The organism is Sphaerisporangium sp. TRM90804, from assembly GCF_029846175.1.
GTDB lineage: Bacteria > Actinomycetota > Actinomycetes > Streptosporangiales > Streptosporangiaceae > Sphaerisporangium.
The window spans coordinates 79,974-100,626 of sequence record NZ_JARWAC010000028.1 but is presented as its reverse complement, the minus strand read 5'-3'; the positions used below and the strand labels follow the sequence as shown (position 1 = coordinate 100,626).

21 protein-coding genes and 1 pseudogene are annotated in these 20,653 nt (G+C 71.4%); 15 read left to right on the top strand and 7 right to left on the bottom strand.

What is annotated here, in order from left to right; all coding sequences use genetic code 11:
* The first annotated feature begins 72 nt into the window (after positions 1–72).
* The gene (locus PYR91_RS31020; RefSeq protein ID WP_279785596.1) at positions 73–1,365 is read left to right on the top strand and encodes a hypothetical protein; all 1,293 of its coding nucleotides are present in this window, start codon (positions 73–75) and stop codon (positions 1,363–1,365) included.
* 203 nt (positions 1,366–1,568) lie between these two features.
* Here PYR91_RS31020 and PYR91_RS31015 read toward each other — a convergent pair.
* A pseudogene (locus PYR91_RS31015) lies at positions 1,569–1,766 on the bottom strand (transposase); the annotation flags it as partial.
* Positions 1,767–1,820: 54 nt separating this feature from the next.
* Between PYR91_RS31015 and PYR91_RS31010 the strand changes: the two are divergent.
* Positions 1,821–2,777, top strand: a complete 957-nt coding sequence (locus tag PYR91_RS31010; protein WP_279785594.1) for a restriction endonuclease — start codon at positions 1,821–1,823, stop codon at positions 2,775–2,777.
* Between the two features lie 185 nt (positions 2,778–2,962).
* Entirely contained in the window at positions 2,963–4,048 is a 1,086-nt protein-coding gene (locus PYR91_RS31005; RefSeq protein ID WP_279785592.1) for a hypothetical protein, read from the top strand.
* A 50-nt stretch (positions 4,049–4,098) separates the two neighbouring features.
* Here PYR91_RS31005 and PYR91_RS31000 read toward each other — a convergent pair whose 3' ends face one another.
* Positions 4,099–4,734 (bottom strand): helix-turn-helix domain containing protein, encoded by a 636-nt coding sequence (locus PYR91_RS31000; protein ID WP_279785590.1) that lies wholly within the window; start codon positions 4,732–4,734, stop codon positions 4,099–4,101.
* 124 nt (positions 4,735–4,858) lie between these two features.
* Between PYR91_RS31000 and PYR91_RS30995 the strand changes: the two genes are divergently transcribed.
* The 3 genes from PYR91_RS30995 (at position 4,859) to PYR91_RS30985 (ending at position 7,841) form a co-directional block, all read left to right on the top strand.
* Complete coding sequence (locus PYR91_RS30995) at positions 4,859–5,245, top strand: nuclear transport factor 2 family protein (protein WP_279785588.1); 387 nt, start codon at positions 4,859–4,861, stop codon at positions 5,243–5,245.
* 215 nt (positions 5,246–5,460) lie between these two features.
* On the top strand, positions 5,461–6,771 hold the full coding sequence (locus tag PYR91_RS30990) for an aspartate aminotransferase family protein (RefSeq protein ID WP_279785586.1): 1,311 nt from the start codon (positions 5,461–5,463) through the stop codon (positions 6,769–6,771).
* A 170-nt stretch (positions 6,772–6,941) separates the two neighbouring features.
* Complete coding sequence (locus PYR91_RS30985) at positions 6,942–7,841, top strand: aldo/keto reductase (RefSeq protein ID WP_279785585.1); 900 nt, start codon at positions 6,942–6,944, stop codon at positions 7,839–7,841.
* Between the two features lie 22 nt (positions 7,842–7,863).
* On the opposite strand, the gene PYR91_RS30980 is transcribed toward PYR91_RS30985, so the two are convergent.
* Entirely contained in the window at positions 7,864–8,703 is an 840-nt protein-coding gene (locus PYR91_RS30980; protein ID WP_279785583.1) for an MOSC N-terminal beta barrel domain-containing protein, read from the bottom strand.
* 225 nt (positions 8,704–8,928) lie between these two features.
* On the opposite strand from PYR91_RS30980, the gene PYR91_RS30975 reads away from it, so the two are divergent.
* Positions 8,929–9,516, top strand: a complete 588-nt coding sequence (locus PYR91_RS30975; protein ID WP_279785636.1) for a TIGR00730 family Rossman fold protein — start codon at positions 8,929–8,931, stop codon at positions 9,514–9,516.
* Positions 9,517–9,561: 45 nt separating this feature from the next.
* Here the strand turns inward: PYR91_RS30975 and PYR91_RS30970 are convergent, their stop codons facing one another.
* Positions 9,562–9,846: a hypothetical protein gene (locus tag PYR91_RS30970; RefSeq protein ID WP_279785581.1), complete on the bottom strand. Its 285-nt coding sequence runs from the start codon at positions 9,844–9,846 to the stop codon at positions 9,562–9,564.
* A 301-nt stretch (positions 9,847–10,147) separates the two neighbouring features.
* Between PYR91_RS30970 and PYR91_RS30965 the strand changes: the two genes are divergently transcribed.
* Together PYR91_RS30965 and PYR91_RS30960 are read left to right on the top strand one after the other, a co-directional pair.
* Entirely contained in the window at positions 10,148–11,164 is a 1,017-nt protein-coding gene (locus tag PYR91_RS30965) for a hypothetical protein (RefSeq protein ID WP_279785579.1), read from the top strand.
* A gap of 13 nt (positions 11,165–11,177) precedes the next feature.
* On the top strand, positions 11,178–11,765 hold the full coding sequence (locus PYR91_RS30960; protein ID WP_279785577.1) for a DNA-3-methyladenine glycosylase I: 588 nt from the start codon (positions 11,178–11,180) through the stop codon (positions 11,763–11,765).
* Between the two features lie 97 nt (positions 11,766–11,862).
* Here the strand turns inward: PYR91_RS30960 and PYR91_RS30955 are convergent, their stop codons facing one another.
* Positions 11,863–12,696: an enoyl-CoA hydratase-related protein gene (locus PYR91_RS30955; protein WP_279785575.1), complete on the bottom strand. Its 834-nt coding sequence runs from the start codon at positions 12,694–12,696 to the stop codon at positions 11,863–11,865.
* Positions 12,697–13,114: 418 nt separating this feature from the next.
* Between PYR91_RS30955 and PYR91_RS30950 the strand changes: the two genes are divergently transcribed.
* Together PYR91_RS30950 and PYR91_RS30945 are read left to right on the top strand one after the other, a co-directional pair.
* Complete coding sequence (locus PYR91_RS30950) at positions 13,115–13,282, top strand: DUF3117 domain-containing protein (RefSeq protein ID WP_114033903.1); 168 nt, start codon at positions 13,115–13,117, stop codon at positions 13,280–13,282.
* Positions 13,283–13,387: 105 nt separating this feature from the next.
* Complete coding sequence (locus PYR91_RS30945; protein WP_279785570.1) at positions 13,388–14,818, top strand: leucyl aminopeptidase; 1,431 nt, start codon at positions 13,388–13,390, stop codon at positions 14,816–14,818.
* A gap of 77 nt (positions 14,819–14,895) precedes the next feature.
* On the opposite strand, the gene PYR91_RS30940 is transcribed toward PYR91_RS30945, so the two are convergent.
* Positions 14,896–15,546, bottom strand: coding sequence for an O-methyltransferase (locus PYR91_RS30940; RefSeq protein WP_279785568.1), 651 nt, complete (start codon positions 15,544–15,546; stop codon positions 14,896–14,898).
* Positions 15,547–15,835: 289 nt separating this feature from the next.
* Here PYR91_RS30940 and sigE point away from each other — a divergent pair, with 289 nt between their 5' ends.
* The 4 genes from sigE to PYR91_RS30920 all read left to right on the top strand — a co-directional run bounded on the left by sigE (position 15,836) and on the right by PYR91_RS30920 (position 19,387).
* The gene (sigE, locus tag PYR91_RS30935; RefSeq protein ID WP_279785634.1) at positions 15,836–16,399 is read left to right on the top strand and encodes an RNA polymerase sigma factor SigE; all 564 of its coding nucleotides are present in this window, start codon (positions 15,836–15,838) and stop codon (positions 16,397–16,399) included.
* Positions 16,396–16,920, top strand: a complete 525-nt coding sequence (locus PYR91_RS30930; protein ID WP_279785566.1) for an anti-sigma factor — start codon at positions 16,396–16,398, stop codon at positions 16,918–16,920. Before sigE ends, PYR91_RS30930 begins: the two co-directional genes overlap by 4 nt.
* A gap of 148 nt (positions 16,921–17,068) precedes the next feature.
* Entirely contained in the window at positions 17,069–18,898 is a 1,830-nt protein-coding gene (locus tag PYR91_RS30925) for a trypsin-like peptidase domain-containing protein (RefSeq protein ID WP_279785564.1), read from the top strand.
* Positions 18,899–19,018: 120 nt separating this feature from the next.
* On the top strand, positions 19,019–19,387 hold the full coding sequence (locus PYR91_RS30920; RefSeq protein ID WP_279785562.1) for a sec-independent translocase: 369 nt from the start codon (positions 19,019–19,021) through the stop codon (positions 19,385–19,387).
* A 91-nt stretch (positions 19,388–19,478) separates the two neighbouring features.
* Here PYR91_RS30920 and PYR91_RS30915 read toward each other — a convergent pair whose 3' ends face one another.
* Positions 19,479–20,627 carry a P-loop NTPase gene (locus tag PYR91_RS30915; protein WP_279785560.1) on the bottom strand — a complete coding sequence of 383 codons (1,149 nt, stop codon included), beginning with the start codon at positions 20,625–20,627 and terminating at the stop codon, positions 19,479–19,481.
* Between the last annotated feature and the right edge of the window lie 26 nt (positions 20,628–20,653).

The window sequence follows — 20,653 nt, the reverse complement described above, 5'->3', positions numbered from 1 at the left end:
GGCATTGATTGACCGATAGGTCCATGTAATACCGGATTCATCACCGCACACACCCCGCCGAGGAGCATCGTCATGCGTTCCCCCCTGAGCACCGCACGCGCCCCCGGATCCCCCCGCCGTCTCGCCGTGGCGCTGGGAGTAGTCCTCGCCGTGGTCGGGCTGGGCCCCGCCCCCGCCACCGCGGCCCCCACTCCCGGCCCTGCCAAGGACTCCGCCCCGCGGGCCGTCGAGCCGGCCGGCGAGGTCCCCGGTGGGTTCGCCTCCTGGAAGGACCTGCTGCTCACCCAGGACAAGCTGGTCGAAGCCGCCGACCGCGTCACCGCCGCCGTCAAGGCGCAGGACGGCACCGGATTCGCCGGCATCGTCGCGGCGCCGGAGAACCGCGAGCTGCGTGTCTACTGGAAGGGAGACACTCCTGGAAGCATCGCCGACCTGGTCGGCCTGCTGCGCCGGGACGTCCCCGTCCGTGTCCTGCCCGCCGCCTATTCAGCGCGCGAACTGGAACGCGAGACGAAGCGCCTCATCCGTACATCCGGTGGCGCGCTCACCTCGATCACGCCGAACGCCGACGGCTCGGGACTCACGGTCTCAGGCGCCGACCGCGGCCTGGCTCGCACCAAGGTCGCCGACTCGGCGGTGCCGGTCACCGTGGAGGGGGGCGTCACTCCGGCTCCGGCCTACAGTCGCTGGAACGACAGCGCGCCCTGGTGGGGCGGCGCGGCCTGGCGCGTCGCCGGCAGCACCCAGACCATCGGCTGCTCGACGGGCTTCGCCGTCACCCTGGGCGGAGCCACCAGGATGTTGTCCGCCGGTCACTGCGGCACCCCGGGACAGGTGGCCACCGACCCGACCAACGAGGTGATCGGCGCGATCAGCTACGTCAACGCCAACCGCGACCTGATGCTGATCACCACCAACGCCGGGGCCCGGGTCTACAACAACGACTTCGCCGCCACACCGCCGGAATGGGGCAACCCCGTAGCCGGCGCGACCGGCTCCTACCCGGGCATGTACGTCTGCACCTCCGGCGCATACTCGGGCACCGTCTGCCTCTGCCAGGTGCGGGCGATCAACATCACGATCTACACGGGGAGCGCCGTGCTGACCGGAATGGTCCTCGCGGAGCACACCGAGCGCAAGAACGTGGCCGGCCAGGGCGACAGCGGCGGCCCGGTGGAGAGCCCCAGCCCGACCGACACCTCGCGGCAGAACATGCTGGGGACCATCTCCTTCATCGACACCAGCGCGCCGGCGACCTGCACCGGCTACGTCACCTCCGGCAGGGTCTGCTCCTGGCGGCTGTACTACTCGCCGTGGAGCAACGCGGTCGCCGCCTTCCCGGGAATCGCCATCGTGACCGGCTGACGGGTCGTACGGGCGAGGGCCGGCGAACGCCAGGACGGCCGGGTGCGCGGCACGTGCTCGCGGTACGGCGACACCGTGGGGTCGCCGTCGAGGTCGACTCCTGTCGGTCCAAGACCCACTCGGCCACGCGAGTGATTCTGACTCGTGTTCGGCCAGACCGGGTGCAAGGAGTCGTAGTTGCTCGTTGCCAGCTGAGACGCGACTCATTTGGTAAGGCGGCGGTGGCAGATGAGGGCTGCGGCGACGGCGACGAAGGACGCGAAGTGGTCGGCCCGGCGCTCGTAGCGGCGGTGTGGTCGTCGGCGGCCGGCTAGCCAGGAGAAGGTCCGCTCCACCATCCAGCGATGTCGTCCCAGCCGCTGGCTGGACTCGATCCCGCGGCGGGCGATGCGCGGGATGATGCAAAGGCTTGTCACAGCTCGCGAAATGTCGGCCCGGGCTGCCACCATGTCGACGTGAGCGAATCTGACCTTCCTACCTACAAAGAACTGTTGTGGCCGACTCTCGAAGCCGTACGCGAACTCGGTGGCTCGGCGTCCATAACCGAAATCGACGCCGAGGTGCAACACCAGTGCGGTTTCACCGAGGAACAGCGGTCGGTGCCGCACGGGAACGGGCCGCGCAGTGAGATCGAGTATCGGACGGCGTGGGCTCGAAGTTATTTAAAGGGCATGGGCCTGCTGGCGAACAGCAGCCGGGGTTCCTGGTCTTTGACGCCTGAGGGCAAGAGCGCGGACGAGGCGGATATAGAGCCGCTTCATAAGACTTATACGAGCCGTCGGCCACGGCATTCGCGTACGTCTGAAGGTCAAGCCGCCTTGTCCGGTGCACTGTCGTATGGAACCCCGGTTGATGATGGGACCGAGATCGATACGTCGGCGGACGCTGATGCCGCAGGTGACGAGACGCTCGATCCGGAGCGGCTTCCTCTCGCCATGCCACCTGAGCGGGACTGGCAGGAGATTCTTCTCGACGCCCTTATGGAGATGCCCACCGACGCCTTCGAAAGGCTCGCCGGGCGCCTACTGCTCAGAGCGGGCTATGACGATGTAGAGGTCACCGGGCGAACGGGCGACGGAGGCATCGACGGCTTCGGCACCACCTGGTATAAGCTGACCAGCTTCCGCGTATACGTCCAGTGCAAGCGCTACACCAAACCTGTGGGTCCGGAACTGGTGCGTGACTTCCGTGGTGCGTTGGACGGGCGAGGCGAAAGAGGCCTGCTGATCACGACGAGCCACTTCACCCCAGGAGCGAAGAACGAGGCCAAACGACCCGGTGCCAAGCCGATCGACCTGATCGACGGCCGGCGTCTGTGCGAATTGCTCCGAGAGCACGAACTCGGCGTCAGCACGGCGATCCGGCAGGTGGAGGACATAAGCGTGGACACCGGTTTCTTCCAGGATATCTAACAGCGCCGACCCGGATCTCGTGGTTCAGGCGCCTCACGAGGCCTCCCTCGACGGTTATCAGCTCTCGACGTAATCGGCGAAATCACCGTGCTTACTCGAACCTGGCGAAATGGGAACGCGGTGAGCGCACCCCACCGGCCGAGCTGATCTCCCGTCTGGATCAGGTGTATGGCGCGCAGGGCATCTTGACCGCGCTCTACGCCACGCTGATACGGCTCAACGCCGCCGCCGAGTCGGACCGGCTCCGCGCGGGTACGTATGCAGAAATCCCCGCATATCGCAATGGAGACGACGATATGGAACGCCGGGCCGCCCTCCAGTTCCTCGCCGGACTCGGCACACTCGGTATCTCCGGCGAACCGCTGCGGCAGCTCCTCGATCTGTCCCTCGGCCATGTCCACCGACCGATCGAAGACTGGGAGCCGGCCTGCGCCGACCACCTGCACGCTCTGCGCACTCGCCCTCCCGCGAAGGTTGCTTCCGATCTGCTCATCGACCTGTTCGCCATACGGCGCCAGCTCGACACCTCCACTCCCTCCGACGCGACAGAACTTCAGCGGGTACTGTCGGCGCTTTCCTGCGTCATGGCTAACGCGCTGACCCGGGTCGGGGATCATGGTGCCGCCATTCGCTGGTGGCATACGGCACGTCAGGCAGCCGACGCCTCAGGTGACCTGGTGCTTCGATTGATGGTCCGGGGTGAGGAAGCGGGACATGGCCTGTACGGCCAGCGTGACCCGGAAGCGGTTCTGCGCCTAGTGCACAATGCTCACCAGATCATGAAGAAGCCCTATCTCACACTGTTGACCGCCGAGGCCAAGGCGCTGTCGCTGCTCGGCAGGCACAGGGAAGCTCGGACGGCACTAAACGATCTTCAAGATGCTGTGGAGCAGGGCGGCGCTTCGGACCCGCTGGGCTTCTGGAAGGCAGACCAGATCCACTTCGCCGAAAGCTGGGTCCATGCTGGGGCAGGCGATGAGATAGCAGCAGACACCGCCAGGGAAAATGTTCTGCATCTCGCCCGCACTTACCAGTACCAGTCGAACGTCCATCTTCATGGAGCTCTCTGCACTGTCGTCCAGGGCGGTATCGATCAGGGCATGCGCCAAGCGGCGTCCGTCATCGACGCGCTCGCCCCTGCCTATCGCAGCCGGCACATCATCGAGACCGGGCGCATGGTGCTACGCGCGGTGCCCCGTGGCCAACAGGACCGCCCCTCCGTCGCCGAGTTCCGCGAGCTTCTGGCCGTGGAGCCCACGCGAAGCGCCTGACGAGAACAGGCCCTTGACTGATGCGCGGTAAAGCGCGGATGGCGCGCCGCTCACCGGGGGCGTAGGCCGTCGAGGATGAGCTGGGCGATGTGGGCTGAGCGTTCGCGGCTGGTCTCCGCGCCGGCGTGGCGGATGGCGGCGAAGGCGCCGGCGACCAGTGCCATCACCTCGTCGACGGTGAGGTCGGGGCGCACGGCGCCGGCGGCGTGCGCGCGATCCAGCAGGGCCGCGACATGGCGGGTGAGATCGGCCGCGACATCCGGGGCGGAGGTGCGCAGGTCGTACTCGGCGGCCGCCAGCGCGCTCTTCACGGCCACGTTCTCGGCGCCGGTGGCCATCATCTCCGACAGCAGCGTGAACAGGGCCGCGGGATCACCGGTCGCGGTGAGTGCCTCCGCCTCCGCCACCAGCCGTCTGAACTGGTCGGTCGCGACGGCGAGATACAGCGCTTCCTTCGCCGGGAAGTGCCGGTGGACGGTGCCGGGGCCGACTCCCGCGCGGCGGGCGATCTCGTCGAGCGAGACGCCGAGCCCCTCCGTGGCGAACAACCGCTGCGCGGTCCGCAGGACCCGCTCACGATTGCGCCGCGCGTCGGCTCGCAGCTCGCGGTCGCTTCCGTGAGCTGCCGCCGGGTGCGCCGGGGTCGCCGGGGTCGCCGGGGTCGGCTCAGGAGGCTGGCTGGGCATGTCGGGATCAGCATAACCGGTGCGTCGCACCGTATAGTGGGGGGCATAAACGGGGCGGCGCACCGGTTAGAGCCCGCGCCGCCGATTCACGTCCCGATCCCTCAGCCACGAGGAGCCCACACCGATGACCACACGCGAGGACGCGAGCGCCCTGGTGCGGCGGATGCAGGAGTGCTTCAACAGCCGGCGGTTCGACGAGGCCGCCGACCTGCACACCCCAGGCTTCTTCAGCCATCCGCTCGGCACCACGGGGTTCGAGGCGGGCAAGGCCGCTTGGCGCACGCTCGTCGCCCGGTATCCCGGCATGCGTGTCGTCGCCCAGGACATCCTGGTCGACGGCGACAGAGCTGCCGTCCGCTCGACCGTCGAGGGGCTCTCGGCCGCGGACGGCGACGCGAAGCCCGTGCTGTTCGAGATCTTCCGCTTCGAAGACGGCCGGTTCGCGGAGATCTGGGGGGCCAGTACGGGGTTCCCGCACTCGAACAGTCCTGAGGAACTGCTCGCCGGGTGAGCCTGCCGGTACGGCGGACTGAGGAAAGCGCCGGCCGGTTTCGCGGCCGTCGGCGGGCGGTCCGCGGGGCCGGGCGGGCGTCCTGTCGGCCGACGGTTCGACGGAAGGGTTCCGCTCCACCAGCCGGTACGGGCGTGCGCGGGGGCGCGTGCCCTGCCGGGGCGCGGGCGGGACCCCCATGGACGTGACGTTCAGGGGCTCCCTACCGTGGGCGCATGAGTGACACCTTCTGGTCGGACGTCGACCGCCACCTCGTCCGCTATTCCGGCGCCGGCCGCTTCGTACCGGAGATCATCGAAAGCGCCGAAGGCAGCTTCGTGACCACCGCCGGCGGTCGTCGCCTCCTGGACTTCACCTCCGGGCAGATGAGCGCGATCCTCGGGCACGCGCACCCCGACATCGTCGCCACCGTCCAGCGCCAGGCCGCCACGCTCGACCACCTGTTCAGCGGCATGCTCAGCCGTCCCGTCGTCGACCTCGCCCGCCGCCTCGCCGGCTCGCTGCCCGACCCCTTGAGCAAGGTGCTGCTGCTCACCACCGGCGCCGAGGCGAACGAGGCGGCGATCCGCATGGCCAAGCTGGTCACCGGCGGGCACGAGATCGTCTCGTTCACCCGTTCGTGGCACGGGATGACGCAGGCGGCGGCGAACGCCACCTACAGCTCCGGCCGTAAGGGGTACGGCCCGGCCGCGCCCGGCAACATCGCGATCCCCACGCCCAACCCGTACCGGCCCGACTTCACCACCGCCGACGGCGAACTGGACTGGCGGCGGCAGCTGGACTACTCGTTCGGTCTGGTCGACGCGCAGTCGGTGGGAAGCCTGGCCGCCTGCATCGTCGAGCCGATCCTCAGCTCGGGCGGCCTGCTCGACCTGCCGCCCGGCTACCTGGCCGCGCTGCGCGACAAATGCCACGAACGCGGCATGCTGCTCATTCTGGACGAGGCGCAGACCGGCCTGTGCCGCACCGGCGACTGGTACGCGTTCCAGCGTGACGGCGTCGTCCCTGACATGATCACACTGTCCAAGACGCTCGGCGCCGGGCTGCCGCTCGCCGCGGTGGTCACCAGCGAGGAGATCGAGCGCACCGCGCATGAGCGTGGGTTCCTCTTCTTCACCACGCACGTCTCCGACCCGCTGGTCGCCGCGGTCGGCAACACCGTCCTGGACGTCCTGGAACGCGACGGGCTGGACCGGCGGGCCGCGGAACTGGGCGCGCACCTGCGCCACGGCCTGACCACGATGGCGAAGCGGCACGAGGTGATCGGTGACGTCCGCGGCCGCGGCCTGCTGGTCGGCCTGGAGCTCGTCCTGGACCGCGAGACCAAGGAGGGCTCGGACGCGCTGGGCGCGGCGGTCACCCGGCGCTGCCTGGAGCTGGGCCTGCACATGAACGTCGTCCAGCTCCCCGGCATGGGCGGGGTGTTCCGGATCGCGCCGCCGCTCACCGCCACCTTCGCCGAGCTGGACCTGGGCCTGGAGATCCTGGACGCGGCCATCGGCGACGTCGCGCCCCAGTTCGTCTAGGGCCGTCGCCGGCACTCGTTCGGCGGGTAACCGGTGGCGGACGGTGCCGTGCGCCACCGGTGAGCCGGGCGAGCGTGGAGGAAACGGTCGTGATCCGATGAGCGCGGAGGATCGCTCCCGAGTGCGAAACCACGAGCGCCCTGATCGGGACGGTATGGCACACTTCCGCGGTGACTTCGGAGACGATTACCGCGGATGTGGCGGGCACCTGGAACCTCGGCGATCTGAACGTCAACCGGATCGGTCTGGGCGCGATGCGCCTGACCGGCAGCGCCGCCTTCGATCTGGGCGCTCCGAGCGATCGCGGCCGGGCTCTCAGCGTCCTGCGGCGCGCCGTCGATCTGGGCGTCAACCACATCGACACCGCGGCGTTCTACTTCTCCGCCCTACGCTCGGCCAACGAGCTGATCAACAGTGCGCTGGCCCCCTATCCGGACGACCTCGTCATCGCCACCAAGGTCGGGCCGGTGCGGGACGCCTCGGGGGAGTGGTTGCCGTGGCCCACGCCCGAGCGACTACGCGGCCAGGTCGAGGAGAACCTGCGCCAGCTGGGCCGCGACCACCTGGACCTGGTGTATCTGCGCGCCATGCGGCCCGGTTCGATCGCCGAGCACTTCGGCGCGCTGGCCCGGTTGCGTGACGACGGGCTGATCCGCCACCTGGGCCTGTCCAGCATCAGACCCGACCAGCTCGCCGAGGCCCGGGAGATCGCGCCGGTGGTGGCTGTGCAGAACCGTTACGGCGTCGGCGCGGCCCGGCACCGCCGGGCATTCGCGCGGCAGTGCGGTGAGCAGGGGGTGGCGTTCGTGCCGTTCTTCGCGATCGCCGGCGCCGGACGTGAGGCGGGCGCCGGCGGCACCGACCCCCATGAGGTGCTCGCCGTCGCCCGCGCGCACGGGGCGACACCGGCCCAGGTGCGGTTGGCGTGGACGATGCGACAGGGGCCCCACATGCTGGCCATCCCGGGCACCGGCAATCCCGATCACCTTGTCGCCAACATCGCCGCCGGAGCACTGCGGCTGTCGGAGGAGGAGGTGGCCCTGATCGACTCCGTTCAGGTGGACGAGTGATGTCATCGGCGAGACGGAGCCGCTAGCCGGGCACGTTCTCGCTGAGCTGGGAGTCGGCCCAGATGGGGACGGTCGGTGCGTCGCCGACGGCGAGTGTGCCGGGACGCAGGACCGAGAACTTGGCGCCGAACGCCACGCCGCCCGCGGCGGCCCGGCGATAGGTGGCGAGGGTGCGGAGCGGCTCGGGACCGGACTTGCCGCCGGACCGCTGGTCGACCAGCGTGACGGCGCACCGGATCGCGAGCTTGGCGTATCCGAGCTCCGCGTCGCCGACGACCATGCGATGGACGCGGTCCTCCAGATGAGGCTCGTCCCACCCGTCGATCACGATGTTCGGGCGGAACCTGGACATCGGTATCGGGGGCCCGTTCAGGCGCCGGTTCAGTTCGTCCAGCGACGCCCGGGAGATGACGTGCACGGCGCTGCTGTCGGCGTAGCCGGAGGTCCCGGGCGTCCGCCCGTCGGTGACCCTGTCGTGTTCCGGCGGAACCCGCACCAGCCTGCTCGCTTTGCCCAGCACCGACGACAACCACTCGGCGGGCGCATCACCTTGATCGATTCCCCGGTACCTCTGGCCGAACAGATCCACCTCCCGGCGGGGGGAGGCCAGATCGACCGCGATGCGCAGGTCGTCGAATCCAGGCGCCCGCAGAGTGAGCCGTTCGCCGCAGGTGTCGATGGCCGGCCGGATGAGCGCCAGCCGGGGGTCCCGGCGCTGGCTACGGAACGTCCCGTTCTCGTCGACCACCAGGAAACCGCGGTCGTGAGCCAGCCCCGCGTAGCCCAACCCCGTCTCGCTCAGCCACACACCCGCGCAGCCCTTGACCGGATACGAGATCAGCTCGCTGATCACCGCCGTCATCGTCTCTTCCCCGTAGCGTCGCCTGGGACCCGCGACACTATGGGGACTCCGAACGCCACACCAGAGGTGACGGCCCTATCTGACGTCAACGTGTGAGGTTCGCTACTTCACCCATGCATCAAGGCGAAAACCAGAACCGTTCCGACGCCGAACCACGGGACTCCGCTGACATCCGAGCGGCTCCTCGGCGTGGAACATGCCCCTGTGTAGGGTTACGTGGTGACTATGGCCATCTGCGTCTTCTGCTCGTCCAGCCAGAAGATCGACGACCGTTATCTGCGCCTCGCCACGGAGGTCGGCACGGAACTCGCCCGCCGGGGCCACACCCTCGTCAGCGGGGGAGCCGTGGTCTCCTGCATGGGCGCCGTCACCCGCGCCGCGCGCGCGGCCGGAGGCCGCACCATCGGTGTCATGCCCCAGGTGCTGGTCGACCTGGAGATCGCCGACACCGACTCCGACGAGCTGGTCATCACCTCCGACATGCGCGAGCGCAAGGGCCTCATGGACGCCCGCTCCGACGGCTTCCTCGTCCTGCCCGGCGGCATCGGCACGCTGGAGGAGCTCTTCGAGATCTGGACCGCCCGGGTCATCGGCATCCACGACAAGCCGCTGGTCATCCTCGACCCCTGGGGCCTGTACGACCCCCTTCGCGCCCTGGTCTCCGGCATGTACGACGAGGGCTTCACCCGCCCGAACGTCTTCGACGCCATCCACTGGACCAAAGACCTCGCCGAAGCCCTCGACTACCTGGAGAAGCCCACCCACCCCCTGAGCCCGTCCCCCGAAGAACTCGGCGAAACCACTCCCAGCTGACGCCGCCGGTGAGGCCGGCGCCGGGCACGGCGGGGGAGCGGTGGGTCAGGCGAGGCCGCGGCGGGTGAGGGTGGGGGGGCGTCTGCCCGCCAGGGACTCTGTCATGGTCACGGCGGCGGTGACCTGGGAGGGGAGGTCGGTGCGGAAGACCCTGGCTCCCAGCCACGCGTAGATCGAGGCAGTGGCGAGCTGGGTGGGCTCGTCGCCGTGCAGGGTGACGACGACGGTGCGGCCGGCGGCGGCGTGTCGCTCCACCTCGGCGGGGGAGTGGGCCTCGACCCACGCTGTATCGATGGGCTGGTCGAGGCCGGTCACCAGCACGGGGGTCATGCTCAGATCGTGTCACAGCCGGACGCGGACCCGGCACGCCCGGCTTCCCGGATCCATCGCGTAGCAAGGCGAGGGCGCCGGACGGGGGCCGCATGCCCGCTCTCCGGTTCCAGCGCGCGGAGAAGGCAAGGGCGCCGGGTGTCGGCCTGGCACGCCGGCTTGTAAGTTTCACCGCGACGAAAGGCGAGGGAGCGGACGCCGTCTCCCGGTTCCGGCGTGGGAGGGAGGAGGACGGTGCGGGTCTGCCGGGCTGAAAGGCAAGAACGCGCGCTCTAAGGCGTCGATGTGGCACGATTCGTATGTGCTGGTCCTACTCGCGGTCGCCGCGCTCGCCGTCCTCTACTGCGTGGTGATCGTCTCGCAGGGACGTGGCGGGGAGCTGGTGGAGTTCGCCCCCGACGTGCCTCCGCTGGACCTTCCCGAGCCCGGGCAGCTCACCGCCGTCGACTTCATGGCCGTGCAGCTTCCGGTGAGCCTGGTGGGCTACCACACCCCGAGCGTCGACGAGACGCTGCAGCGGGCGGCCGCGGCGATCGGCGAGCGCGACACCCACATCGCGGTGCTGGAGCAGCGCCTCGCCGAGCTGATGGCCGGGCGGTTCCAGGCGCGCCAGGAGTCGTACATCCGCCCGTCCTGGGCCGGGTCCGCCCCGGCCGCCGCGGCCGAGGACGACACGCCGCCCGGCGTCCCCGGGGCGGAGCGGGTCGCGGGCCCGGCCCGCAGCTCCTTCGAGGCCGTCGAACCGACCCCCTTCCCGAGCCATGAGGACGACCGCGAGTCGTTCACGCGCGGTGAAGCCGACCCCGGGTCCTCCTCGCACCGCGACGGTGAGCCCGGCGGGTTCGCGCAGCGGGAGGGTGACCCGGAGTCCTCCTCGCGCCGGGACGGTGAGCGCGACGGGTTCGCGCGCCGGGAGGGTGATCCCGGGGCGTTCTCGCGCCGCGACGGTGACTCCGACGGGTCCGGGCGCCGGGCGGACGCCTCCGCCGCATCGTCTGAAACCGGTGGGGACGAACGCGACTCCTCCGCCTCTTCTCGCGAGTCGTTCCAGCCGGTCGCGGGTGAGGGGGGCGCGGCGGCCGTCTCGCCGTATCCCCGGGACCCCTTCGACCCGGCGGGCGCGCACGGCGCGCCGGCTCGCGGCGCGTTCGAGCCCGCGGGGGACGAGCGTGAGGTGCCCGAGGGCTCCGGCGGGCGGCGCGATCCGTTCGAACCCGCCGAGGGCTCGCGTGGCCGGCGTCCGGCCTCCAACGGCCTCGACGTCCCGGCCGGCGACGGTTCCGAGCCGGAGGAGACGCGACGTCCTCCGCGATCATGACTGAGGCCGTCCGATGACCTCCGACCCGGGAGCGCTCGCGTCCGGGGGCGACGGGCTCGTGCGGTGCGGGTGGGTGCCCTCCGCGCCCGAGTACATCCGCTATCACGACGAGGAGTGGGGCCGCCCGGTCCACGGGGACGACGCCGTGTACGAGCGGCTCACGCTGGAGGCCTTCCAGTCGGGGCTCTCGTGGATCACGATCCTGCGCAAGCGCGGCGGCTTCCGCGCGGCCTTCGACGGGTTCTCGATCGCGGCCGTCGCCGCGTACGGTGACGCGGACGTCGCCCGCCTGCTCGCCGACTCCGGCATCGTCCGCAACCGGGCCAAGATCGAGGCGGCCGTGGCAAACGCCCGGGCCGCCGCCGAGCTGCCCGGCGGGCTGTCGGAGCTGGTCTGGCGGTACGCCTCCCCGGACGCCCCGGCGCCGGCGACCCCCGCCGAGGTGCCCGCGTCGACTCCGGCCTCCGCCGCCCTGGCCAAGGAGCTCAAGCGGAACGGCTTCCGGTTCGTCGGCCCCACCACCGCCTACGCGATGATGCAGGCCATCGGCCTGGTGAACGACCACCTCGCCGCCTGCTGGACCCGCACCCCCAGCACCTGAAGCCCGAGCCGGGAGCCGAGGCGGCGATGCCTTAGTCCTCAGCCGCCGAAGGACCGTGCGGAGGGACCGTCGGCCGGGTGGGGCTGGGCGTTGGCGGTCAGCGGCCGTGGAAGGTGGGGGGTTGCTTGGCCAGGAAGGCGCGGGTGGCGTTGTGGTGGTCCTCGCTCTTGGCGCAGGAGTCCTGGAGGTCGGCCTCGACCTCCAGGGAGTCGGCCAGGGAGTGGGCGGCGGAGTGGTCGAGGGCCTGCTTGATCGCCCCGTAGGCGAGCGTGGGGCCCTGCGCCAGGCGCACCGCCAGCTCGTGGGCGCTGTCCGCCAGCGAGGCGGCGGGCACCACGGACGTCGCGAGGCCGAGCTCCCGGGCCCGGGCGGCGGTGACGGTGTCGCCGAGGATCAGCAGCTCGCGCGCCTTCGCCGGGCCGACGAGCCGGGGGAGCGTCCAGGAGGCGCCGGAGTCGGGGGCCAGGCCGATGCCGCCGAACGCCATGGCGAACTTCGCGTCCTCGGACACGACCCGGAAGTCGCAGGCGAAGGCCAGCGACGCGCCGGCACCGGCCGCGATGCCGTTGACCGCGGCGACCACCGGCTTGCCCATGCCGGCCACCGTCAGGATGATCGGGTTGTAGTGCGCACGGACGGTGTTGTCTAGGCCGACCCCGGCCTCCAGGTTGGCGGCGTGCTCGCGCAGGTCCTGCCCGGTGCAGAAGCCGCGGCCGGCGCCGGTCAGCAGCACGGCCCGCACCTCGGCGTCGTCGCGCGCCCGCTCCAGCGCCTCCAGCAGGGCGGCCTTCATCACGGTCGTGAGCGAGTTCATCGCTTCGGGACGGTTCAGCGTGATCGTGGCGACGCCGTCGCGCACGGCGTAAAGCACGTGGTCGTGGCCGAGCGGGCCGGTGGGGCCCGTGGGGGCGGAGGGGATGGCCTGATCCATCAGTGGACTCCTTTGTCCAGCTTGTCCAGGTTGCGGCCGGGGGCGTCGGCGGCTTCCGACGGGGCCGGCGGCCGGCCGCGAACGGTCGCGGGCCGTTCCACGTCCAGGGTTGCGGCCGGGGGTGCCGGTGGCTGCTTCCGGGGGGTCGGTGACCGGCCGTGAGCGGTCGCGGGGGCACGGGTGGGGAGGTTCCGCAGAGATCTCCCTGGCGCCCGGAAAGCGCGGCGCGGCCGTTGACATCGTCCGGTCCAGCCGTCCCACGGGCACCGCCCAACGCATTCTGGGAGGAGATCGTTACCCATGCGCGCTCGCGAGGCGGGATAATAGGACGTCACAGAAGACGTGAAAGCGGCGGGCGGCCGAGTGCGGAAAGGCGCGCTCCGGCATCGCGCAGGCCGAGGCAGGAAGGGATACACGCATGGCGGCGATGAAGCCGCGGACTGGCGACGGTCCGCTGGAGGTCACCAAGGAAGGACGGGGCATTGTCATGCGGGTCCCTCTCGAGGGTGGCGGCCGGCTTGTCGTCGAGCTCTCACCCGATGAGGCGCGAGCCCTTGGCGACGCTCTGAAGAACGTCGTCGGCTGACATACCCCTGACACAACCCACCGACACAGGCGACTTGACGGCCCCGGCGGCCGGGCCGCGCGCCCCACGCCGGGGCCGTCGCGTTTGCACACAGGAGGGCCACCAATGCCCATCGAGACCGCGCTTCGATTCACCGGCCCCTCGGCCGGCGACGCCGACCTGCTCGCCGTCCCCTTCGACGGCGACCTCACCGCCGACGTCGAGCTCCCCGTCCCGGTGCGGGCGCTTCTCGCCCACCACGAGGCCAAGGGCGAGGCCGGGGAGGTCGTCGAGATCCCGGTGGCCCACGGCGACGAGGTTCGCAGGGTGCTGCTCTACGGCGTCGGCGACGCCACCCCCCGCGCCCTTCGCAAGGCCGGCGCGACGGTCGCGCGGCGCGCCAAGGGGCGCCCCGCGGTCGATGTCACGCTCCCGAAGGACGCCGGGGCCTCCGGCTGGTCGGCGTTCGCCGAGGGAGCCCTGCTCGCCTCCTACACCTTCAAGATCGGCGCGAGCCGCGGCAAGGCCGTCGGGGAGATCCGCCTGTCGGGGCCCGAGGAGGCCCGTGCCGCCGTGGAGCGTGCCGAGGTGCTCGCCCACGCCACGGCCCTCGCCCGCGACCTGGCCAACACCCCGTCGTCGGAGAAGAACCCCGCCTGGCTGGCCGAGCGCGCCGTCGAGGTGGCGGAGCGGTCGGGCGTGTCGGCGAAGATCTGGGCCCCCGACGAACTGGCCGAACGCGGCTTCGGCGGCATCCTGGCGGTCGGGCGCGGCTCGGTGAGCCCGCCCCGCATGATCGAGCTGTCGTACGAGCCCGCCGACGCCGACGGCTCCCACGTCGTGCTGGTGGGCAAGGGCATCACCTTCGACAGCGGCGGCCTGTCCCTCAAGCCCAACGAGGGCATGAAGGCCATGAAGACCGACATGGCGGGCGGCGCGGTCGTCATCTCGGTGCTCGGGGCGCTGCGCGACCTCGGGGTGCGCACCCGCGTGACCGGCCTGGTCGCCGCGGCCGAGAACATGCCGTCGGGCACGGCGCAGCGGCCGGGCGACGTGATCACGCACTACGGCGGCACGACGGTCGAGGTGCTGAACACCGACGCCGAGGGCCGGCTGGTGCTCGCCGACGCCCTGGCCTACGCCGACGACGTGCTGGAGCCCGACACCGTCGTCGACATCGCCACGCTCACCGGCGCGATCGGCATCGCGCTGGGCCGCGAGCTGGGGGCCGTCTTCTCCTCCAGCGACGACCTCGCCGAGGAGCTGGTGAGCGCCGGGGCCACCAGTGGCGACCCGCTGTGGCGCATGCCGCTCGTCCAGGAGTACCGTCCCGCGCTCGACTCGAACGTGGCCGACCTGTCCAACATCGACTCCGAGGGCAGGTTCGGCGGCGGGGCGGTCACCGCGGCGCTGTTCCTGCGGGAGTTCACCGGCGGTCGCCGCTGGGCCCACCTCGACATCGCCGGAGTGGCCCGCAGCACGGCCGACGACGGCGTCCAGACCAAGGGCGCCACCGGCTTCGGCACCCGCCTGCTGCTGGAGTGGCTCACGGGCTGAGGGCCGGCGCGCGGCGGCCGCATCGGCCTCCGCGCGCCCGGCGGCGACGGTCGCCGAGGCTCCGCGCGCGGAGCCGGCTAGTCGGAGATCTTGATCGCGGCCAGGAGGCCGTCGCCGAGCGGGATCATCAGCGGGCGCAGCCGGTCGTCCTCACGCACCAGCTTGCCCAGCTCGCGGACGACCACGGTCTCGGGGTCGCGCTGCGCGGGGTCGGCCACGCGGTTGTGCCACAGCGCGTTGTCGAAGGCGACGATGCCGCCCGTGCGCAGCAGGCGCACGGCCTCGGCCAGGTAGTCGCCGTACTCGTGCTTGGCGGCGTCGCAGAAGACCAGGTCGTAGCCGCCGTCGGCGAGGCGGGGCAGGACGTCCAGGGCGCGCCCGGTGATCAGGCGGATCCTGCTGCCGGAGAACCCGGCCTCGGCGAACGCGTGGCGCGCCATCCGCTGGTGCTCAGGCTCGACGTCCACGCTGGTCAGCGTGCCGTCGGGCCGCATGCCGCGTAGCAGCCACAGCCCGGAGACCCCGCACCCCGTGCCCACCTCGACCACCGACCGGGCGCTGATCGCGGTGGCCAGGAAGCACAGCGCGGCGCCGCCTCCGGGCAGGATGGGGACCGCCCCGGCCTCGGCCCCCCGGCGCCGGGCGGCGCTCAGGACCTCGTCCTCGGGATGGAACTCCTCGGCGTAGGCCAGCGTGGCCTCCACCGGAGTCGTCGGCGTCGGGGCCATCGCCCTCTCCTCCCCGCGTTCGCCGTGCACGTATTGGTCGCAGCCTAGGGGAGTCGGGGCCGAACGGGAACTCACGCCACAACGGGTACGTTGCACGCTTTGAACGACCTTTGTTCAAGGACGGTCGAGGAGAACGCGGAACACGGCCCCATCGGGCCGCCCCATGAGTACGCAGGAAGGGACGAAAGCAGGCACTATGGCTGTAGCAGCGGTCCCGGAGAGAGGAGTGCTGGTGGATCACCACCAGGCCGATACTCCCGACAGCGCGTTCCCGGGGGGCGACCCCCGGATGCCGGACGCGAACTGGACGCCTCCGACGTGGGAGGAGGTCGTCCGCGAGCACTCCGCGCGCGTCTACCGCCTGGCCTACCGCCTCACCGGCAACGTCCACGACGCCGAAGACCTCACCCAGGAGGTCTTCGTCCGCGTGTTCAGGTCCCTGTCCAGCTACACGCCGGGCACCTTCGAGGGCTGGCTCCACCGCATCACGACGAACCTCTTCCTCGACATGGCGCGGCGCAGGCAGCGCATCCGGTTCGAGGGGCTGGGCGACGACGCCGCGGAGCGCCTGCGCGGCCGCGAGCCTTCCCCGGCCCAGGTGTTCGACGACGCGCAGATGGAGCCGGACATCCAGGCGGCGCTCGACTCGCTCGCCCCGGAGTTCCGCGCGGCCGTCGTGCTGTGCGACATCGAGGGCCTGTCGTACGAGGAGATCGCGGCGACGCTCGGCGTCAAGCTGGGCACCGTACGCAGCCGCATCCACCGCGGTCGCAGCCAGTTGCGGGAGGCACTCGAGCACCGGGCACCCCGTCGCGACGAACTCCCCCCGACCGTTACAAGGGAGGGAGCATGAGCCATCTCGCGGAGCGCGCCTCAGCGCTCATAGACGGTGAACTCGGTCACGCCGAGCGTGAGCGCGCACTGGCGCACCTGACTTTCTGCGCCGACTGCCGCGCCGAGCTGGAGTCCATCCGGGCGCTCAAGAGCCGCCTGCGGTCCCTGGACGCGCCGGCCGTTCCGGCCGACCTGACGATGTCCCTGCTGCGCATGTCGGAGCCGGGTGGTCCGCTCCCGCCACGGATGCGGCCCTTTCCGAACTCCTATTCACTGAACGGCGCCCCGGCCGACACCAGGCCGCGCCGCGGCGGCGGCTTCGCCGGGCCCGGGCGCTCGGGTCCCGGCCGCCGCGCCGGGTACGTCGCCGTCGGCGTCGCCTCGGCGGCCGTCGCGCTCGGCACGCTGTTCATGGTCGGCGGCGCCGAGAACCGGCCCTCGGCCCCGCCGGTCGAGATGTTCGCCAACCAGCCGCGCTCCACCACGCCGGGCGGCCAGGTCGTGCGGCATCCGGTGCGCACCCCCTCACAGGTTCCGTGAGCCGTAGCCGGACACGGGGCCCGTTCACGCCGAAGCGGGCATACGATCGGATGGACCCCTGTCGGGGCAGCTTTACTTCGCGCGTATGCGGTCGTAAGGACAATCCGACGTAGCCGACGTCGACCTGGCCCCGGGAGTGAGCGTTTCGATGAGCGACGAGACACGTACCTTCGACGACGGGGACGTGCCCAGTCCATCTCAGCGCACGTGGGACGATCCGGCGCAGGCGCCCGGCGAAGGGCGTCCCGGCGCGTCCGGTGAAGGCCGTTCCAGACCCCAGTTCCGGGCGCCGCAGGCGTCCGGCGGCCCCGACCCCTACACCGGGCCCGGGCCCTTCGGCCCCGACCTCGGGGGCACCGCCCCCTTCCCCCGCGAGGGGGGCGCCTACGGCCGCCCGGCCCCCGGCGCCTACGGCCGTGAGGGCGCCGGCGCGTACGGCGGTGAGGCCGCAGGCCAGTACGGCCGTGACGCGGGCCGGTACGGCGACGCCACCGGGTCCTACGGCCGCGACGCCACCGGGCCCTACGGCCGCGAGGGCGCCGGCTCCTACGGCGGCGAGCCCGTCAGCCCGTACTCCCGCGAGGGCGCCGCCGCGGGGTCCCGCGGCCGTGACGACACGGGCCTGATCCCGTTCGACGACGACTCCACGCGGCACGATTTCGCGTCCGAGGGCCACGGCGACCGGCCCGACGACCGCTCAGGGCCGTCCGGCTGGGGCAACCCGTCCGGCGGGCCGGTTCCGCCCTCGCCCGGCGGCCCCTACGGGCCGCCTCCGCCGCGCAACCCGTACGGCATGGGCCCCGGCTGGGCGCCGCCGCCCGGCGCGGGGCACGGGGAGCCAGGCGCCCCCGGGCCGCGGGGTCAGCGCACCGGCGTGCTCGCCGTCCTGGCCGTGGTGATCGCCCTGCTGGCGTCCACGGCGGGCAGCCTCGGCACCTACCTGCTCACGCGGTCCGACTCCTCCGGCGTCGACCCCTCCTACAGCCTGGGCACGCCCACCGGCGCGATCGTCAACCGCCCGCCCGACTCCGTGGCGGGCGTCGCCTCGAAGGTCCTGCCGAGCGTGGTCTCGCTCGACGTCAAGGGCGGCAGCGAGGCCGGCACCGGCTCCGGGTTCGTGATCAAGGGCGGGTACGTCGTCACGAACAACCACGTGGTGGCCGCCGCGGCGCAGACCGGCGCCATCAAGGTGCTGTTCGACAACAAGAAGTCGAGCAACGCGCGCATCGTCGGGCGCGACCCCAGCTCCGACATCGCGGTCGTCAAGCCCGACAACACCTTCGGCGCCGCCGAGGTGCTGATCGGCAACTCCGACCGGGTGGTCGTCGGCGACCCCGTCATCGCGATCGGCTCGCCCCTCGGGCTCAGCGGCACCGTCACCACCGGCATCGTCAGCTCGCTCAACCGCCCCGTCACCGCGGGCGGCGACAGCGGGGCCGAGTCGTCCTACATCAACGCCATCCAGACCGACGCCGCGATCAACCCCGGCAACTCCGGCGGCCCGCTGGTGAACGGCGCCGGCGAGGTGATCGGGGTGAACTCCGCCATCGCGACGCTGGGCAGCGGCGCGTTCGGCGGGCAGAGCGGCAGCATCGGGCTGGGCTTCTCCATCCCGATCAACCACGTGCGCCGGATCGCCGAGGAGCTCATCACCACGGGCACGGCCAAGAGGTCGCGCATCGGCGTCCACCTCGACGAGAACTACGAGGGGGACGGCGTCCGCATCGCCACCAGCCCGCAGCAGGGGCAGGAGCCGGTGATCGCCGGCGGTCCGGCCGACAAGGCGGGCCTGCGCGCGGGCGACGTGATCATGGAGGTCAACGGCAACCCGGTGGGGCAGCCGTCCGAGCTGATCGTCTCGATCCGCAGCAGGGCGCCCGGCGACAAGGTGACCATCAAGTACCAGCGTGACGGCGAGGAGAAGACGACCGTCGTCACCATCGACGCCGGCCCGGTGCCGACCCCGCAGCCTTCCTGATCCGCCGGGGCCGGGCGTCCTTCGCCCGGCCGGGGCATTAGTCTGGGGAAAGCCAGGGCCGCTGTCTCACGGCCTGGGTCGCCGGCACGCGCCGGTGCCGGAGAACGGTAGGAGTGCACAGTGTTCGGACTCGGCTGGCCTGAGGTCTTGGCACTGATCGTCATCGCCCTCCTGGTCCTCGGGCCGGAGAAGCTCCCCCAGGCCGCCTCACAGGCGGGCAGGGCGCTGCGGCAGCTGCGGCAGATGGCCAACAACGCCAAGAGCGACCTGCAGGACAACCTCGGCCCGGAGTTCACCAACTTCGATCCCGCCGACCTCCATCCGAAGAACTTCGTCAGGAAGCACCTGCTGGAGGACGTCGAGAAAGACTGGGACAAAGGGCCGCTGCCGGAGCACACCCCGCTCCCGCCGGAGCCGTACACGCCGGTGGCGGTGCTCGACGAGCTGGGCTACGGCGAGGTCCCGCCGTACGACTCCGAGGCCACCTGAGGGCGCCTGGGGCGCCGTGACCCGCTGAACGGAGAAGGGCCCGCCCCCCGAGGGGCGGGCCCTTCCGTGTCGACGGGCCCGTGGCCGCCGGTCAGCGGCCCGACGGCGAGAGGTTGAGGTGGAGGCCCTTGAGGCTGGTCGACTTCTTGCTCAGGCCCGCGGCGATGCGCCGCAGCTCCGCCGCGGCGGGGGAGTCGGGGTCGCTGAGCACGAGCGGCTTGCCGTTGTCGCCGCCCTCGCGCAGTCGCAGGTCGATGGGCACCTGGCCGAGCATCGGCACCCGCGTGCCCAGCGTGCGGCTGAGCCCGTCGGCGACGGCCTGCCCGCCGCCCTCGCCGAACACCGCGACCCGCTCGTCGCAGTGCGGGCAGGGCAGCCACGCCATGTTCTCGATGACACCGGCGATCTGCTGGTGGGTCTGCACGGCGATCGACCCGGCGCGCTCGGCGACCTCGGCGGCGGCCTGCTGGGGGGTGGTCACGACCAGGATCTCGGCGCTGGGCATCCGCTGGGCCACCGAGATCGCGATGTCGCCGGTGCCGGGCGGAAGGTCCATCAGCAGGATGTCGAGATCACCCCAGTAGACGTCGGCGAGGAACTGGTGCAGCGCGCGGTCGAGCATCGGGCCGCGCCACACCACGGGGCTGTTGCCCGGGGGCTTGAACATGCCGACGGAGATGACCTTGATGTCGTGCGCCACCGGCGGCATGATCATGTCTTCGACCTTGGTGGGCCGGTCGGTGACACCGAGCATGCGGGGCACCGAGTGCCCGTAGATGTCGGCGTCCACGACCCCGACCTTCAGGTCGGACGCGGCCATCGCCGCCGCCAGGTTGACGGTGACCGACGACTTGCCGACCCCTCCCTTGCCGCTCGCGACCGCGAAGACGCGGGTGAGGGAGCCGGGCTTGGCGAAGGGGATCTCCTTCTCGGGCCCGCGGTCGCCGCGCAGCCTGGTCTGGAGCTCCTTGCGCTGGTCGGCGCTCATGACGTCCATCTCGACCTGGACGCCGGTGACACCGCCGATCTTGGTGACGGCGGCGGTGATGTCTCGGGTGATGGTGTCGCGCATGGGGCAGCCGGCGACGGTGAGGAAGACGCCGACCCGCACCGCCCCGTCGGGGGAGATGTCGATGCTCTTGACCATGCCGAGCTCGGTGATCGGCCTGCGGATCTCCGGGTCGTTGACCGTCGCGAGCGCGGCCGTCACCAGGTCTGGGGTTGGTGCCATGGGATCCATGCTACGAACCCGGGGGCGATCCGACG

Coding starts and splice junctions, on each gene's coding strand:
- PYR91_RS30950 (WP_114033903.1), top strand. CDS start 13,115: ATGGCGGCGATGAAGCCGCGGACTGGCGACGGTCCGCTGGAGGTCACC.
- PYR91_RS30930 (WP_279785566.1), top strand. CDS start 16,396: ATGAGCCATCTCGCGGAGCGCGCCTCAGCGCTCATAGACGGTGAACTC.
- PYR91_RS30915 (WP_279785560.1), bottom strand. CDS start 20,627: ATGGATCCCATGGCACCAACCCCAGACCTGGTGACGGCCGCGCTCGCG.
- PYR91_RS30980 (WP_279785583.1), bottom strand. CDS start 8,703: ATGACGGCGGTGATCAGCGAGCTGATCTCGTATCCGGTCAAGGGCTGC.
- PYR91_RS30975 (WP_279785636.1), top strand. CDS start 8,929: ATGGCCATCTGCGTCTTCTGCTCGTCCAGCCAGAAGATCGACGACCGT.
- PYR91_RS30995 (WP_279785588.1), top strand. CDS start 4,859: ATGACCACACGCGAGGACGCGAGCGCCCTGGTGCGGCGGATGCAGGAG.
- PYR91_RS30945 (WP_279785570.1), top strand. CDS start 13,388: ATGCCCATCGAGACCGCGCTTCGATTCACCGGCCCCTCGGCCGGCGAC.
- PYR91_RS30955 (WP_279785575.1), bottom strand. CDS start 12,696: ATGGATCAGGCCATCCCCTCCGCCCCCACGGGCCCCACCGGCCCGCTC.
- PYR91_RS30960 (WP_279785577.1), top strand. CDS start 11,178: ATGACCTCCGACCCGGGAGCGCTCGCGTCCGGGGGCGACGGGCTCGTG.
- PYR91_RS30990 (WP_279785586.1), top strand. CDS start 5,461: ATGAGTGACACCTTCTGGTCGGACGTCGACCGCCACCTCGTCCGCTAT.
- PYR91_RS30940 (WP_279785568.1), bottom strand. CDS start 15,546: ATGGCCCCGACGCCGACGACTCCGGTGGAGGCCACGCTGGCCTACGCC.
- sigE (WP_279785634.1), top strand. CDS start 15,836: ATGCCGGACGCGAACTGGACGCCTCCGACGTGGGAGGAGGTCGTCCGC.
- PYR91_RS30970 (WP_279785581.1), bottom strand. CDS start 9,846: ATGACCCCCGTGCTGGTGACCGGCCTCGACCAGCCCATCGATACAGCG.
- PYR91_RS30925 (WP_279785564.1), top strand. CDS start 17,069: ATGAGCGACGAGACACGTACCTTCGACGACGGGGACGTGCCCAGTCCA.
- PYR91_RS31000 (WP_279785590.1), bottom strand. CDS start 4,734: ATGCCCAGCCAGCCTCCTGAGCCGACCCCGGCGACCCCGGCGACCCCG.
- PYR91_RS31020 (WP_279785596.1), top strand. CDS start 73: ATGCGTTCCCCCCTGAGCACCGCACGCGCCCCCGGATCCCCCCGCCGT.